At 56.4% G+C, this 15,278-nt stretch carries 12 protein-coding genes; 2 read left to right on the top strand and 10 right to left on the bottom strand.

Going from position 1 to position 15,278, the window contains the following annotated elements:
- Positions 1-152: 152 nt before the first annotated feature.
- The 7 genes from N7578_RS00400 to N7578_RS00370 all read right to left on the bottom strand — a co-directional run bounded on the left by N7578_RS00400 (position 153) and on the right by N7578_RS00370 (position 6,930).
- Entirely contained in the window at positions 153-1,583 is a 1,431-nt protein-coding gene (locus N7578_RS00400) for an NAD-dependent succinate-semialdehyde dehydrogenase (protein WP_311108354.1), read from the bottom strand.
- 541 nt (positions 1,584-2,124) lie between these two features.
- Complete coding sequence (locus tag N7578_RS00395; RefSeq protein ID WP_311108353.1) at positions 2,125-2,361, bottom strand: hypothetical protein; 237 nt, start codon at positions 2,359-2,361, stop codon at positions 2,125-2,127.
- A gap of 60 nt (positions 2,362-2,421) precedes the next feature.
- Positions 2,422-3,246: an aspartate/glutamate racemase family protein gene (locus N7578_RS00390; RefSeq protein ID WP_311108352.1), complete on the bottom strand. Its 825-nt coding sequence runs from the start codon at positions 3,244-3,246 to the stop codon at positions 2,422-2,424.
- A gap of 26 nt (positions 3,247-3,272) precedes the next feature.
- A complete protein-coding gene (locus tag N7578_RS00385; protein WP_311108351.1) occupies positions 3,273-4,055 on the bottom strand; it encodes a cyclase family protein in 783 nt (260 codons plus the stop codon).
- 1 nt (position 4,056) lies between these two features.
- Positions 4,057-5,154, bottom strand: coding sequence for an SDR family oxidoreductase (locus N7578_RS00380; protein ID WP_311108350.1), 1,098 nt, complete (start codon positions 5,152-5,154; stop codon positions 4,057-4,059).
- Between the two features lie 152 nt (positions 5,155-5,306).
- A complete protein-coding gene (locus N7578_RS00375) occupies positions 5,307-6,485 on the bottom strand; it encodes a thiolase family protein (protein WP_311108349.1) in 1,179 nt (392 codons plus the stop codon).
- Between the two features lie 19 nt (positions 6,486-6,504).
- On the bottom strand, positions 6,505-6,930 hold the full coding sequence (locus N7578_RS00370) for an organic hydroperoxide resistance protein (protein WP_311108348.1): 426 nt from the start codon (positions 6,928-6,930) through the stop codon (positions 6,505-6,507).
- A 156-nt stretch (positions 6,931-7,086) separates the two neighbouring features.
- Between N7578_RS00370 and N7578_RS00365 the strand changes: the two genes are divergently transcribed.
- Complete coding sequence (locus N7578_RS00365) at positions 7,087-8,100, top strand: zinc-binding dehydrogenase (RefSeq protein ID WP_311108347.1); 1,014 nt, start codon at positions 7,087-7,089, stop codon at positions 8,098-8,100.
- A 237-nt stretch (positions 8,101-8,337) separates the two neighbouring features.
- Positions 8,338-9,984 (top strand): thiamine pyrophosphate-binding protein, encoded by a 1,647-nt coding sequence (locus N7578_RS00360; RefSeq protein WP_311108346.1) that lies wholly within the window; start codon positions 8,338-8,340, stop codon positions 9,982-9,984.
- A 588-nt stretch (positions 9,985-10,572) separates the two neighbouring features.
- Here N7578_RS00360 and N7578_RS00355 read toward each other — a convergent pair.
- The 3 genes from N7578_RS00355 to N7578_RS00345 all read right to left on the bottom strand — a co-directional run bounded on the left by N7578_RS00355 (position 10,573) and on the right by N7578_RS00345 (position 15,233).
- Positions 10,573-13,470 carry a TonB-dependent receptor gene (locus N7578_RS00355; RefSeq protein WP_311108345.1) on the bottom strand — a complete coding sequence of 966 codons (2,898 nt, stop codon included), beginning with the start codon at positions 13,468-13,470 and terminating at the stop codon, positions 10,573-10,575.
- 122 nt (positions 13,471-13,592) lie between these two features.
- Positions 13,593-14,615 carry a FecR family protein gene (locus tag N7578_RS00350; RefSeq protein WP_311108344.1) on the bottom strand — a complete coding sequence of 341 codons (1,023 nt, stop codon included), beginning with the start codon at positions 14,613-14,615 and terminating at the stop codon, positions 13,593-13,595.
- A 93-nt stretch (positions 14,616-14,708) separates the two neighbouring features.
- Positions 14,709-15,233 (bottom strand): sigma-70 family RNA polymerase sigma factor, encoded by a 525-nt coding sequence (locus tag N7578_RS00345; RefSeq protein ID WP_311108343.1) that lies wholly within the window; start codon positions 15,231-15,233, stop codon positions 14,709-14,711.
- Positions 15,234-15,278 lie beyond the last annotated feature (45 nt).

The following is a 15,278-nucleotide window of genomic DNA, read 5'->3' as shown; positions in this document are numbered from 1 at the left end:
CTGCCGATGAAAACGAAGAGTCGGGAACAGCCTCGTGGAGGGGGGCGCGATTATAGAATCCAACCGTACTATACCCTCCACTGGACCGCCTTGTGTCGATATCGCTAACGATACGTCTGCAAGCGCATTGTGGGCTATGTGACTTTCGTTGGTCACTCCACAAGATGTGAGACGTTTTTTATTGTCATATAATGCAGGATTCCCTCGGAACCGCCTTCGCGGCCTAGGCCGCTCTCCTTGACCCCACCGAACGGCGTCTCAGCTCGTGATGCCTCAAGCGTATTGATCGACACGTTTCCGGCCTCAATGCCACTCACAAGACGCTCTACATTCGCGGCTGATCGTGCGAAGCCGTAGGCGGCTAGGCCGAAGGGGAGTGAATTCGCCTTTTCAATGGCTTCATCTAGCGAACGCACAGGGTTGATGACAGCCAAAGGTCCAAATGGTTCTTCTTGCATCGCCCGGGCGTCGTCAGAGAGTTCGGCAAGCGCGGTGGGAGCAAAGAAGTAACCTCTGGTGTTGAGGCGTTCGCCTCCGCACAGTAACCTAGCTCCCTTGGAAACCGCGTCGTCCACTAGCGCCTGCAATGCATCGACCCGCCGATGATTTGCGACCGGCCCCATCTCCGTGGCTTCATCCAGCCCATTTCCCACTTTTATCGATTTTGCCTTCTTGGTGAAGGCGTCGACGAAGCGATGGTAGAGGTCGTGGTGGACAAAAAAGCGGGTAGGCGATGTGCAAACTTGCCCAGAATTTCTGTATTTACGAGTTGCACAGGCGATGCCTGCCGCAACAGGATCCGCATCGTCGCATACGATAACGGGAGCGTGCCCTCCAAGCTCCATGAGGGCAGGTTTCATATGCCGCGCAGCAAGCTCCGTGAGATGCTTGCCAACGGATGTTGAGCCTGTAAAGGCAACCATGCGGACTTGTTGGCCCGGTATAAGGAACTCAGAAATGTGTGATGGTACACCAAAAACAAGATTCAAAACGCCGGGCGGCAATCCTGCGTCTTCAAAGGCCTTGGCAATGTGAACGACGCCCGAAGGAGTTTCTTCGGAGGCTTTCATTATAATTGAGCAGCCGGATGCAATTGCTCCCGCGATCTTGCGCGCAGGTTGGCTCATTGGGAAATTCCAGGGTGAGAAAGCAGCAACTGTGCCCACCGGGTCGTGGAGGACGATGTACCTAATACCAGGTGCACTTGGAATTACTCGACCATAAAGACGAACTGCTTCCCCCGCATCCCACTCGAAAAATTCCGCGCCGCGAATGACCTCCAGTCGGGCTTCTGCGAGCGGTTTGCCGTTTTCTACCGTAATCGACGTAGCTATTTCTTCGCTGCGCTCACGGAGGAGCGCTGCTGCCTTCAAGATAATTTCACAGCGTCTCCAAGGCGAGGTCTTGCTCCATATCCTGAAGCCATCCGCCGCAGCGCCAAGCGCGTCTTCCAGATCACTCGTTTGGGCGACTGCAACACTTCCGATTATCGTTTCATCTGCGGGATTGATAATCGGCAGCGTTTCTGTTGTCTTCCTCCACTCCCCACCAATGTAGAGCTGGACATCAAATTGATTTGTCATGGGAGCATTTTTCTCCAAGTAAATTTCCGAGAGGAACTGCAGCCTCTTGCTCTCTTGGATGCTCTTCTTAAGTGCTTATAACAACCCACTTAATCAGGATAAATTCATAATGTGGGTCAATATATCCATGGGCGATGTAAGCTTTGAATTCGTGGATAACGCGCCGGACAATGAGCGGAAAAATGGGGGAATGTACATCCACATTGGTTCACGATGCTTGAAATGAAGCAAGGCGGCTCAGCCAAAATAAGCATGTCAGGTCGACATGGGAACGCAGTGAGGGGCGAGGAAGTACCGTCCAAATAGTTAGCGCGTAAACCTATCAGCTTTGCCTGCCGCGCAGGCACCGTTGACAACGCCTTGTCCAGCAAAAACTTTGTCTTTGCGGCGTCAGTCCATTCTGCGAGTTTTATAGCTAGAGAAGGTTGGCTGATGGGTAAACGGTTTGCCAATCATACTTGACCACCAAGACGGCGGGTCGTTTTGAAGATCGGCCATAGACGCAAGGCCAGCGTGCGTTGATCGCGGCCAGACCGCAAATTCACATGCTGTCGATAAGGGGGCGTTGGATGAGAACCCAGTCGTCAGGATATGGCTCGTGATCCTGGCGGTGCTTCGTCTGGTACTCGCCCCAGCCCTGCAGCTTCTCCGCCACCGAGGCGCGGCAAAATTCGAGCCACAGGTCTTCAAAATGGGCTTTGAAGGCCTGTGCTTGCAGGATGGAGGTCGTGACATTCTGCCCAACAAGTGTCTCGCGATTGTGATCGAACAGTGACATTCGCCTAACAGTGATGCCAGCTATGAAAGTGGATCGACCTCCCAAGTCATGATCGCGGGTTTAGGCGCTGACGTCGGTCTTCACCATGTTGGGACGATTACCCCTTCCATTTAGCATTGTCGTCTGGAAATCTTCGATCGCTTGTCTGCTCGCCTTCGCGAAAGACGGCCCCCTGCTTGGTTCGATACCATTTAAGGCCGAAAGCTTGACCTGCATTTCAACGCTTTTCATGGCGACAGCTGCGCAGTTGATTATGGGGGCATGTCCGACGTGCAGGCCGCGTTCACGACCGAGTAAGAGACCAGGTAGCACTCCCGCCGGCACGATCACGTCAGCACCCGATCTCACCATTGGTTCCGCAATTTCACAAAATGCCTCGACTAATCTCACTTTCGCTTCTTCGTCACCAGCGAATGCAGCCGAGAAATCTGAGGGAATGACATTCAAGCCGCCGATATGACTTATACGTTCACGCAGACCGTATCGATCGCTCTGCTCCAGGAACCAGACGCGGTAAATCTCGTCGATGGAAATGAGAGCGATGTTTCGCCCCATCTGCGCAGCGTAGTGCAGCGTCACCTCACCTGTTCCCACAACAGGAATAGAAACAGCCGATCGAAGTTCGTAAAGGCCAGGGTCTTGAAAGTGTCCCATGACAATGGCGTCGTAGCCGGCTTCTTCCGCCGCGATGCCGTTATCAATCGCAACCGCGGCACAGCGAAACTCGGAAAGCCGCCCAAACGCTCGGTCCGGTGGACTCATGCCAAATACATCGACCTTGGTTCCAGGGTCCGCTATCTCATTTAGGTAGCTCGAGAGCCTTTCGAGGTATTCTTTGCTGGATGTCTCGTCTATAAAACTCTGCCAAAAAATTCGCATCGCCATTTCTCTCAAACTTCAATACGGTGGACTCAGTTTGCCGGTTTGAGGGCGAGGACCCTCAACGGGCTGCCGGAGCCATTCAATATCTTCAGCGGTGCTGACAGGATCGTCGCTCCGGTCGGAGGCAGTAGATCTAAATTGCACAGGCACTGCAGACCGTACTTGCCGGCGCCATGGAGATAATGGTGAGCGGGATAAGGTGGATGAAAATGGCCTGCTTGGCCAGCATCAGTTCCGATTGTTTCAGTACCAAACCCGATTATCCCTCTCTCATTTATCAGCCATTGGATGACGTCGGAATCCGGTCCTGGCGTGTGAGCTCCATCATCATGAAGATTAGCGTATTGAGCACCAGACCTTTTAGACCAATCCGAACGCATGAATACCCAGTGCCCGGAGGGAATTTTTCCGTGTAACCTCTCCCATTCAATAACCGCTGGCACGCTTAGCAAAAAGTCTGCATCCTGGGCGACCTCGCTTGAGCAATCTATAACGCAGACCGGAGCTATCATGTGTTCGACCGGCAATGTGTCAACGGAATTCAGCGGAAGATGCCGGCCTGTATACCAATGGATAGGGGCGTCGAAATGAGTTCCCGTGTGCTCGCCGAAGGTTACATTGTTCCAATACCAACCCGGACCAGCTTCGTCGTAGCGAGAGATGCATTCGATACGTACAGCAGAAGATTTTCCCAATTCCGGGGGCATTACGATTGTCGGAAAATCAGGAGCAAGAGTCTGAGTCAAATCCACAATCTGGATTTTTCCGGATAACAACTCCTGGCCAAGAAGCGAGAGAACAGAGTTCGGCATTTCATACTCCTTGGTTTTTTTTGAATAAGAGCTCGCGCTCAAGGGCTTTTGGATTCGATTCCAATCTCTGGACAATGTCCTTTGCGAAGTCGCCGACAACGATGTCTTCCAGCCCTTGGGTGAGCCCGACCATCACAGCATCCACGAGCGCCTTGTGGCCTATTTTGGGTTGGGGAAAATGCTGATACCATTCACTTTCGGTAGGGCCGCTTATGACATTCAGCAAACGGACTCCGCCCTGGGCCAGCTCGGCTCGGACGTGAAGCGACAGGGCTTGAGCCGCGGCTTGAGAAACTGAATATGCCGCTAAATCGGGTACCTGCGCTTGACCAAACACAGAAAGCAGGTTCACCCACGCGACAGCGTCGCGTGCGCCATCGCTTCCGCGAGAGCGCATCACAGGGGCAATTGCTTGCGCCAGCCGCAACGTGCCGAACACAACTCTTTCCATTGCCTCTTTGATTACGTTAATCTGATTTGCCGCAAGGATATCTCCGGGCCTGATGTAGTCAGCCGTGTTGATCAGAATCTCGATCTTGGCGCCATAGTCGCGTGCGAGATTTTCAACCGATCTCTCATCCGAAAGATCGAGCGGTACCAGGAAAACATCTTCTAGCGCTTTGAGCGGGTTGAGATGGGGATGCGGAACCCATGCGTCGGGAACTCCGACATAAATTTCCTCAGCGCCGACCTCGATGAGTGCTTCGACGAGAGGCAGAGTGATCGGGTGGCGGCCGTCGGTGATCAGGACGCGACGATTTTTTGGATGTGCGGTCATTTCGCGCCATTTCTTGTCTTGTGTCAGATCTGCACCTTTCGGTGCGCCGTAGAGAACAGCTTGTCCCGCTTCGTCGAGCTTGAGGTAGAGCTCGACCGGCATCGTCTCCCGGCTCGTGGGATGAAGGTGACAAAGTGCGGTTGGACCGCAATCCATTTTCACCAGACCGACAAGCCATGGCGCACGTTCCCTGAAATAGTTGCTAGCCGGTAGTTCGACATTCGTCACCGAAAGCACGGTTCCTGTCGCGGGAGCATCAGTTATAGCCAGATCATCGCCCAGGCAGGCCGGGCACGCTTCGGGCGCTGGATAGCAAAACATCCCACAGTTCCCGCAACGGTGCAGGGCAAAGCGTCCATGGGCGGCAGCTCTTGTTAAGTCGTGGGCTTTGCGGCTTCGCGCTCCAGGTGGCAGAAGCGGAACAGGGGTTTTTGCCAGCGGGTTTTTTCGCTTAAGTTTAGCAACCAGAGCCATTAGTAATTCTGTCCTGCAATTATCACCGCACCTGATGAAAGCCCACGATCGAAATTAATCATACCGAAGCCAGCAGCTAGCGCTAGCTGCGCACCAGGGACCTGTCGTGACGATGCTATATGCATCACTTGACGCATGGCCTCCACAATCCCGAGATGCCCTCCTGCTGCCCCAGCCTGACCTACTGAAAGCTGACCACCGGAGGTATTATGCGGAAACGTCCCACCAATCGTGAAATCGTGGTGACGCACGAAATCTGGCCCTTCTCCCTTGGAGCAGAAACCGAGATCCTCAAACTGCATCATTGATATCACCGGGTAGTCGTCGTAGGTCTGCACGACGTCTATGTCCGAAGGTCTGACGCCAGCGGCTGAATACAACTCTTTGATATCCACAACCCATCCGCCCCTCTCCTGCACGTCGTCGGGTGTTGACGCGTTGTGCCTTTCGATTGAAGATAAAAGTCTGGCAAAAGGTAATCCATGGGCGCGAGCATCTTGTTCGCGCATGACCAGGAATGCGTCGGCTCCGGCACATGGCATCACACAGTCGAAGAGATGGATCGGAGGAGCGATCGGCCGTGCGGCCAGATACGCTTCAAGTGTCAGCGGCTTCTTCATTAGGGCATTGGGATTCTTGAGAGCATTGACACGCTGAGACACTGCGAGTTTGCCGAAATCCTCACGCTTTGCGCCGTACTTGCGCATATAGTTGCTAGCGATCAGTGCAAAGCTGGCATTAGGGCCGGCCGTTCCGTACGGATAAACCGCATCCTGCGAAAAGCGCGAGAAACTCTCCAGAGATTTCCTAAAGGACTCGACGTGGTTTGTGTCAGCACCAATGCACGCCACGATTTTGGCGTCTCCGCATTGTACGGCTCGTGCCGCCTTTTTCAGCGATACGATGCCCGAGGCGCCACCCATCGGTACAAACTCTATAAACCGCGGGCTCAAACCAAAATGCTGTGTGAGACCTATTGCGGTGTCAGGTGCGGTTGAGAAGCTCGACAAAGAGAAGCCGTCGAAGTCGCGGTGGGAAATGCCTGAAGCCTTGACCAGTTCGGCCAAAGCACGGCCGACCCACCAAGCAGTACTTTCGATAGAGTATCGTCTATACGGCACCGTGACAGGTGCCGTAAGAACAACATCATCGTAGGCATGTCTCAAACTGCCGGCCATTGGCGCGATCTCCAGCTCATCAGGCTATGGTCAGTTTTACATCGATGTTGCCGCGAGTCGCATTTGAATACGGGCAGCGCTCGTGTGCGCCTGACACGATTTCATGGGCAATTGAGTTTTCAATCCCAGGCAGCTCCACGATCAACTCTACAGCCAGCGCATAACCGACAGCCACAGGTCCAATGCCGACTAAAGCGGATACGGATACATCGTCGGGTAGTGCAATCTTACGCGTACGAGCAACTAGCTTTACGGCGCCGAGAAAACAGGCTGCATACCCTGCGGCGAAAAGTTGTTCCGGATTACTGCCTGCGCCACCGGGGCCACCGAGTTCCTTAGGGACGTCCAGACGCAGCTGGAAGCTTCCATCCTTGCTTTCCGCCCGCCCGTCACGCCCGCCAAAAGCCCTAACTTCAGCTTGATACAAGATTTTTTCAGGTTTCATAACGATCTCTCTTCCGCGTTTTAGAACAGGCCCGATGACATCGCAAACCAAAATATATGACAATTCATATTTTTGTTATGAATTCATTTTTTCCCGTGTATTAATTCGATCGGTGAATGCTGGTTAACTGATGGCGATGTTTCGTGGGAACGACGGATGAAAATCGATACAGCCGGAATGAACGAAGATTGTGCCGGCATGCTCGCGCTAAGAGTGTTTGCTTGGAACGAGCCGCCACACCTCGAGCGTATTGCGCTGCCTACGGCCGCTGAAGGTGAAACTTTGGTGAAGATCGAAGCGGCGACTGTCAGCCACCTGGATCTGACGGTGATGACCGGGAAGTTCGATATACAACCCAATCTTCCCTATGTCGGCGGTACCGATGGTGCAGGAATTGTTGTCAAATCGGGACGTTTTACGCCCGGCACTCGTGTCGCATTACGGGGCGGCGGCATCGGCCTGAAACGAGACGGAACTTGGGCCGAATATGTAGCAGTTCCAGACAGCGCCATAAGGGAAGTGCCACAGGCTCTGTCACCGGAGCTCGCTGCAACGGTTTACAGTCCTTTGACCACTTCGTATGTAGCGCTGCATGATATTGCGCAGATGGGGAGGTGGCCGACAGGGCCGCAAAAAGCCTCGGGAGAAGTAGTCATCGTAACCGGGGCGTCAGGTGCGGTGGGGTCTGTCGTAGTGCAGATGGCAAGTCGGGCTGGCGCCCATGTTATTGCAGTTGTTTCAAGCGAGGAGCGTAGATCCTCCGTTGCGGATGCTGCCGAAACCGTAGCGCTTTCCGACAAAGACAAAGTCGCCAAGATGGCTGAGGCACGCAACGCAACTCTCCTCGTGGACACGGTCGGTGGGCCTCAACTTCGGGGACGTATTGGCTGGGTCCGCCCCGGTGGTAGGGCCGTCCTTTTGGGGTACACAGCCGGCAAAGAATTGATGTTGGACATACCGAACTGGTTGTTATCAAGCGTTGCGCTGTTGCCCGTGTCGATGCTCTTCCATGAAGCCCGTGCTCGGGAACTAATTGGAGGTCTAACTGAGCTTGTCCACGATGGAACGTTGCGATTGAACGTTGAAAGCCATCCGCTGCGACAACCAACCGCCGCTTTCGAACGCCTTCACCAAGGGGTGGCCCGTGGGAAGGTCGTATTACGGCCGTGATGGGGCGGCAGTCGATCCGGTTTAATAGGTCGCGCTTCTAGATTGATACACAAAATATCCTTTCTCATGACCCTTCCGTTGATCATTTTCAAAGCGGTGATCGAAGCAGCGGAAAAAAATCGTCCACGTCGCCAGTCTCTCGGTGACTGCCAGAATGGCGCCGACCGAGAGGTGGCCTCTGCTGAATGCTGATCAACAAAGCAAGAGACAATAACTGCCCAACGAAAGGGGAATCTGGTGAAAATCGGTGAAGCAATTGGTATTGCGCTTACACAACTAGGGGTGAAACGAGTTTTCGGTGTCGTTGGAAGCGGAAATTTTCATGTGACCTGCGGTCTCGTCAAGGGAGGGGCCGAGTTCGTTGCTGCAAGACATGAGGGCGGGGCTGCGACGATGGCAGATTCCTATGCAAGGATGAGCGGTGAGGTGGGGGTAGTGTCCGTCCATCAGGGATGCGGCCTGTCAAATGCTATCACTGGGATCGCGGAAGCTGCAAAAAGCCGCACTCCACTCCTGATCCTCAGCGGAGAAGTTCTGGATCCTGCATCGAATTTCTACATTGACCAAGACGCTCTTGCCCAGTCCGTGGGAGCAGTTTCGCTGCGAGCACGATCGGCCGCGACCGCTTTGTCGGATTTGGCAAACGCATTCTCCCTTTCGGTCCGCGACCGTCGAACCGTCCTCTTTAACCTCCCGCTGAATGTCCAGGACGAAATCTGTGCGCCGGGTAGCTTGGAGGGCGTGGTACCGTTGGTTTCTCTTTCTAAGCCTGGTGCCGCACCCGGCGGTGTGGCCGAGTTGGTTGAAGTGCTTAAGGGAGCGCGCCGACCAGTTTTCATCGCTGGGCGCGGCGCTCGTGGCGCACAGGCCCGCCAGGCACTGCAATCCCTTGCAGACGACGTCGGGGCGCTTGTTGCGGAAGGAGCCGTCGCTAAGGGGCTTTTTGAGGGCTATCCCTGGTCAATCGGCGTTTCGGGCGGATTCTCATCGCCTTTGACCGTGGAGCTTATCCGGAATGCCGACGTTGTTGTAGGGTGGGGAACGACCCTCAATAAGTGGACCACGCGCCACGGAAGCATCATCGGAAAAGGCGCGGCCCTCGTTCAAGTAGATCTCGAAGCCCGGGAGTTGGCCAAAAACCGGCCCGTTGCCCTCGGTATTGTCGGGGATGTGGCTGTCACCGCAAAAGCGGCAAGCGATTCACTGCGAGAGCAAGGCTACAGCTCGAGTGGTTATCGTTCAGCCGAGATCGCAGCGCGCATCAAGAAATCGGTTCTCTGGCGAGATGTTGACTATGAGGACGACAGTACGGGATCTGAAATCGACCCGAGAACCCTTTCCATCGTGCTGGACGACATAATTCCCAAGAACCGGGTTCTCGGGGTGGATTCGGGCAATTTTCTCGGTTATCCGAGTATGTATCTCAAGGTTCCCGACGAAAACAGTTTCTCCTTCACCCAAGCTTTCCAGTGCGTCGGCTTGGGCCTGGCGACAGCAATTGGTGCCGCCTTTGCACAGCCCGAGCGGTTCCCCGTGGCGGCCTGCGGCGACGGTGGGTTTCTCATGGGTATCTCCGAGCTCGAAACCGCCGTGCGCCTGAAATTAGGCATGTTAATCATAGTTTATAATGATCATGCCTATGGCGCTGAGGTATACCACTTCGGCCCCCAGGGGCATCCGGTGGAAACCGTGACATTTCCAGACACTGATATCGCATCGATCGCGCGTGGGTACGGCGCCGATGGCGTCACCGTCCGCACCAGATCAGATCTTGAACGCGTCGCCGACTTGCTTTCGCAAGGTCTTGAGAGGCCGCTCGTGATAGATGCGAAGGTGACCAAAAAGAGCTCCTGGTGGCTGGAAGAGGCTATGAAAGAACACTAGGTGGAAGTCCAATTTGTGCAGCTTTCCCTTCGGGACTGCCGGTTAAGATCGTGTCGGGGGGGCTGCGGAATGGCCCCCGGGCAGGGGAGCACGACGATGCCTGGTGTTTGGGACGCACGTCTGGAAACGCCTGCCGAACTTGGATTGATCGACGACAGCATATGATTGACAGCGCAACGGTTCGCGGTCATTTGCAGGCAGCGGACGCTAAAGGGGACTTATAAGGAGGCTTCTGGTCGATCACGCCGTGGCTTGACGACGAAAATCCGTGCCCGCGCAGACGGTCAAGGACGCCCTCTTGGCTTCATCCTGCCCGGCGGCGATGCTTCGGATTACAGTGCCGTTCCTGATCTGCTGGCAGTGTCGGTCGGCAAACCGGAAGAATCCTCCTCGGCGACTTCCAAGCCTACAATAATCGGAACCGTATCGTAGGATGTTCAACCGGCTCAAGCAGTTCCGTTGCAAAGCGATCCGATGCGACGAAACCCGAAAATCCCTCTCAGCATTCCTCGCTCTGGCCGCTGCGAAGATATGGTTCCACACTTTGTCAACATGATCTAGAGCGGTTCCATTCAACACGGAAACTTTCTAGAATTCTGCCGAGGCGCCGACCCAGAGCGTACGTCCTGCGACCCAAGGTGTGTCGGTATCGGCCTTGGTATTGCCCAGCTCGTTGAAAAGATTGGAGACTTTGAAATTGAGTGTGAGGCCACCGTCGCCGCCCTGCCAGACCTTGTAGGAACCGGTGAGATCGACGGTAAGGACCGCTGAAAAATCCTTGTCCTCCCAGACGGCGTGGTTGATGCCATCCACCGTAATCGTGTCCTCGGTGTCTTCAACGCCGCGGTAGGCGAAGTTGTAGTTCGCTGCGACGCCAAGTTGCAGCCGATCCTCGAACCAGCGTGAGGTGAGGCCCATCTGCGCGCGCAGCGGAATGTCCATGTTCCCGGTGACCACGTTGAAGCCGCCTTGCGTGTAGGACTGGCCCTTGTAGTAGATGCGCTCCTCGAGATCATCCTCGTCGGCGAAGTAACTGTCGGAGGTCAAACTGTTGGCGGACCATGTGAGCGAGGCCGAAATGGCGGCGTTGTCGAGTTGGTTCAGCCCCAAGGTCGGCAGATCCTTGACGTATTCGCCGGTAAAGGACTGGTATTCGCCGCTTGCGGTATTGGTGAGGATGTGACTGTTCTCGTTCGACGTTATCGAAGCGTACTGGTCCTTCGACTGCCGGTCGATATAGCGGAAGCGCCATTGGCCACCCGTCAGAGGGTCCGTCCAGCTGATCGCGGCCGAGAGTTCGTCGGTATAGGGCGTCTTAAGGTTCGACGCGGAGGTTGTATAGTAGGTCTGTGTCGCCGTTCCGAAATCCCCGACGATACTGGTGGTGTTGCTGGGATTACGGGTATAGGTAATGGTCCTCGGCTGCTGGTCGCGTATCGCGTGAGACAGGCTCGCTCCGTTGTAATAGCGATTGTAGCCGCCGGTGATGCTCAGCTCTTCTGTCGGCGTAAGCGTTGCAACGAGACGCGGCGCGACGTTCATATTGTCCTGGTAGTCATCATAGTCCAAACGGATGCCGGGACGCAAATTCAGCCATCCGAAGGTCTGGTCGAGTTCGAGATAGCTGTTTGCTGCCAGTACTTCTACCGTGACGTCGAAAGCCTTGGCGACACCCTTGGATGCCGCAAACTGCTCTGAGGTGCATTCCTCTGTCGTGTTGCAGATGAAGGTCCTGAAGCCGTTGTTGTAAAGCGTTGGATAAGATGCCGCCGCGCGATAGGTATAGCTGATATAGTCCCTAGCGCGCCAACGGTGCGCTTCGGTGATGCCTATCTCGTATCCCGCCTTGAAGCTGCCGGTAGCAACGTCGCCGGTCACTTCCTGGGCCCACTTGTATTCCTTCTGCCCCTGGCCGCGCTCCGAGCCGTTGCCGCCTTCATTGCACGACCAGCTGCTGCGGCTCGGGTCAAAGCGGCACCAGTCGAGCGTGCTTTCATTGAAAATGCGACCCCCGGTACTGTATCTGCCGGTCCAGCCTCGGGCGATGTCGTCACCACCAAGATTGAGCGTATCTGACTTGGAGGCGGTCACCCGGCTCGTCAGCTTGACATCTGACAATGGCACGCCGCCAAGCGAGAAATCCTCGAACTCGTATTCGTTTTCCAGCTTGAGCGCGTAGCTCTGAGTTGCGACATCGATCTTCAGGTCGCGCCAGCTGGCATGCTGGAATTCCTGATTGTAGTCGGTGTGCAGGCCTTCGAGCTTGAAAAGGCCAAAATCCGTCTCGGCGTTGAACTGAAGGCGATAGAAGTCATTGCGGGATGTGGATTCGATCTTGTCGTCGCCGTAGATGTAGTCTCGTGCCTTTTCTGTCCAGGCATCCGAGTGGCTGTACTGGCCGATCATCGAGATGTTGTCCGTTACCGGACCACTGACCGAAACGGACGCCTTGTGCTTCACGAATTCCGGCGCGTCGATGGCGTTGGGATTGGTGCCGTCCTCCGTTCCGACATTGTAGCGTACCATATCGTCGTTCTGGTATCCGACCGAAACCGAACTGCGCCAGCGATCTTTTGCCGGATCCTTGAGCTTGTATTCGACTACGCCGCCCTGAAACGAGCCGAATTCCGCTGGGGCATTGCTGTCGATTACCGTGGCGGAATCGATGAAGTCATCGGGAACGAAGATCGTCTGCGCGTGCAATCCATAGATGCGGTTGGCGTTGACTGTTGGCAGCGTATCTGAAAGCTCGCCTCCGTTGGCGTTGACGGCAATCTGTTCCACCGTGCCCGTCACCGTGTTGATGCCGATGCCGTCGAGGATGAAGTTGTTCTCGTAGGTTCGGCCGCCGGAAATCGACACGCCGAGCGGACGCAGGTTGAGGATATCCTGCCCATCGACGCCTCCCTCATCCTCCGTGTCGTTCTGGTACTGCACATTCGGCAGACCACGCAGGAAGGTGTTGGCGTCGCCGCCGCCATCGGTGCGGATTCCGAGCTGCGTGGAATCGAGGCTGGTGGTGCCGCTGTCGGCAACGCTGTCCGTGCCGAGCGTCAGGCCCCGGCGGGATGTCACGGTAATGGTATCGAGGACGGTGGAATCATCATCGATGATGTTTGTCGCGGTGCCGCCGATCAGCGAGACGGTACGCGCACCCGTGACCTGGATGCCGATGCCGGAACCCGACAGCAGCGTGCGAAGGGCCGCGATCGGATCGAGGCGGGCGGAGATCGCGGTGGAGGTCTTGCCGGCAACCAGTGCCGTAGCATAACCGACCTGCACGCCGGTCTGGCGGATGAAGGCGCTGATGGCACGGTCGAGCGGTTGGCTGGGAATGGAGACCTGAACGGACCGGACGGCGACAGAGGCGCCCTGCGTCTGCTGCGCCTGCGCGGTGCTGGCGACCGAAAGAGCCGAGGCGAGGGCCGTGGACACCATGAACACCGCAAGCCTGCGCCTGCGCACCGATACTACACGCACTGTCATTCCATTTCCGGCCCGATCGAGCCTTGCCATCCTGTCTTCGTCCCCCGCCGCACCTCATGTGCTGCGGCTTTCAACAACGATGACGTTCAGGCCGGACAAATCTCACAAAAAAAGTTGACCGTTCAGCGAATGATTATGAAGGTGCCGGGAATCCGGCTCGTCGTGCCACCGGCTGCGGTGACGATGGTGCGGATCGCATCGTCGGCCTCGCCTATGCGGAAGCTGCCGCTCACCGGCGTATCGAGGATGGCGGTGTTAACCGTCATAATGTGCGCTGACGTGTAGCGCTGTAGCTCCGATAGTGCCTCGCGCAGTGGTGTGCCGGACAGCACCACCCAGCCGGCACGCCATGCGAGACGACGCTCCGCATCCTCGGGGGATATGGGGGTGATGCTGGATGCATCGGCCCGTGCGGCCTCGCCCGGCGCAAGCTGCAGCGGGCCGCTCTTGCCGTTACGCGATGTCAGGTAGATGCGACCCGTGACGAGATGCACCGTATCTTCACCCTCGTCGCGGCTGACATCGAAACTGGTGCCGGTGACATGCACCGTGCCGTAGCCTGCAGTAACCGTGAAGGGGCGGGCGGTGTCATGGGCCACTTCGAACCAGGCTTCGCCCCTGAGCAGCGTCACGCCGCGATGGCTGTCCGCGAAATCGAGCGAAAGGGCCGTGCGGCTGTTGAGCTGCACGCGCGAGCCGTCCGGCAGGACGATGCTTGCTGTTTTCCCTGATGAGGTCGTGTAGTCCGCGGTCCATTCAGTCGCGATTTCTGAGATCTGAGGACCGAAGCCGACGGCAAGCAGCAGTGACGCCGCCAGACCCATGCCGACGAGCCAGCCGCGCCGGGATACCCGCGGGCGGATCCGGCGTGGTTCGTTCGCAGGCATCGCGACGGTGGATGAGGGGGGATAGAGCTGCGCCGTCGCCACCGTCAGCTCGGGACAGTTCCACAGTGCCCTGACGTCGTCGTAGGCAGCACGGTTTTCCGGGGCACGTTCCAGCCACGCCTCCAGTGCTAGGCGATCCTCGATGCCGGCTTCGCCTGACGCCTCGATGCGGACGTACCATTCCAGCGCCTGATCGGTCGCGGGGTCTTCGTGCCGGTAATCGGCGTTCTGTGCTGTGTCGTCACGCAGCGACGTCATCACTGTGTTCCCAATCTGTGCAGCTTCCCGATGTATGACGTTTCACGATGCACGCCATCACAAAAAAATCCCAACCGCATGATCTCACGCGCCTCATGACCGATCCATCCTCGTCTTGAGATCGAGCATCACGCCCATGGCATGTTTCATGTCGTTGAAAACGGTGTTGGGCGAAACCCCAAGGAGGCGGGCGATCTCGGGATAGGAGAGGCCCTCGATGCGGCCGAGATGCCAGACCTGGCGCACGCGTCTGGGCAGGGCCTCAAGCGCCTGTGTGAACAGGCGGAGCCGCTCGCGCTGGATCGCCTGTTCTTCCAAATCCGGGCCAACATCGGGGATTTCGGCGATATCCGTCTCCGTGGCATCGTGCTTCTCGAATATCGAGCGCACCTTGCGCCGCCTGAGGTGATCAAGCGCCAGGTTGCGGGCGGTGCGCCAGAGAAAGGCTTCGAGATTGTCAGGCACTGTATCCTGCAAAGCCCTACGCGCCCGCAGATAGGCTTCCTGGGTCAGCTCGTCCGCCTCGGCATCATTCTGCACGATGCGCAGGATCGCCTTTCGCAGGGTCTGACGCATGTGCAGATACACATCGTCAAGTCGTTCCACGTTGAGGCTCATTCGAACTCTGGTTTGCAGTCAATCAGGAATGCCCGAAAACCGGAC

This window comes from Agrobacterium tumefaciens (genome assembly GCF_031801495.1).
In the GTDB taxonomy this organism is placed as follows: Bacteria; Pseudomonadota; Alphaproteobacteria; order Rhizobiales; family Rhizobiaceae; genus Agrobacterium; species Agrobacterium tumefaciens_K.
This window is presented reverse-complemented; position numbering and strand designations above follow the sequence as displayed.

What these genes read in the sequence shown, in the direction of transcription:
- N7578_RS00400 (WP_311108354.1), bottom strand. Translation starts at nt 1,583, where the DNA reads ATGACAAATCAATTTGATGTCCAGCTCTACATTGGTGGGGAGTGGAGG.
- N7578_RS00395 (WP_311108353.1), bottom strand. Translation starts at nt 2,361, where the DNA reads ATGTCACTGTTCGATCACAATCGCGAGACACTTGTTGGGCAGAATGTC.
- N7578_RS00390 (WP_311108352.1), bottom strand. Translation starts at nt 3,246, where the DNA reads ATGGCGATGCGAATTTTTTGGCAGAGTTTTATAGACGAGACATCCAGC.
- N7578_RS00385 (WP_311108351.1), bottom strand. Translation starts at nt 4,055, where the DNA reads ATGCCGAACTCTGTTCTCTCGCTTCTTGGCCAGGAGTTGTTATCCGGA.
- N7578_RS00380 (WP_311108350.1), bottom strand. Translation starts at nt 5,154, where the DNA reads ATGTTTTGCTATCCAGCGCCCGAAGCGTGCCCGGCCTGCCTGGGCGAT.
- N7578_RS00375 (WP_311108349.1), bottom strand. Translation starts at nt 6,485, where the DNA reads ATGGCCGGCAGTTTGAGACATGCCTACGATGATGTTGTTCTTACGGCA.
- N7578_RS00370 (WP_311108348.1), bottom strand. Translation starts at nt 6,930, where the DNA reads ATGAAACCTGAAAAAATCTTGTATCAAGCTGAAGTTAGGGCTTTTGGC.
- N7578_RS00365 (WP_311108347.1), top strand. Translation starts at nt 7,087, where the DNA reads ATGAAAATCGATACAGCCGGAATGAACGAAGATTGTGCCGGCATGCTC.
- N7578_RS00355 (WP_311108345.1), bottom strand. Translation starts at nt 13,470, where the DNA reads ATGACAGTGCGTGTAGTATCGGTGCGCAGGCGCAGGCTTGCGGTGTTC.
- N7578_RS00350 (WP_311108344.1), bottom strand. Translation starts at nt 14,615, where the DNA reads ATGACGTCGCTGCGTGACGACACAGCACAGAACGCCGATTACCGGCAC.
- N7578_RS00345 (WP_311108343.1), bottom strand. Translation starts at nt 15,233, where the DNA reads ATGAGCCTCAACGTGGAACGACTTGACGATGTGTATCTGCACATGCGT.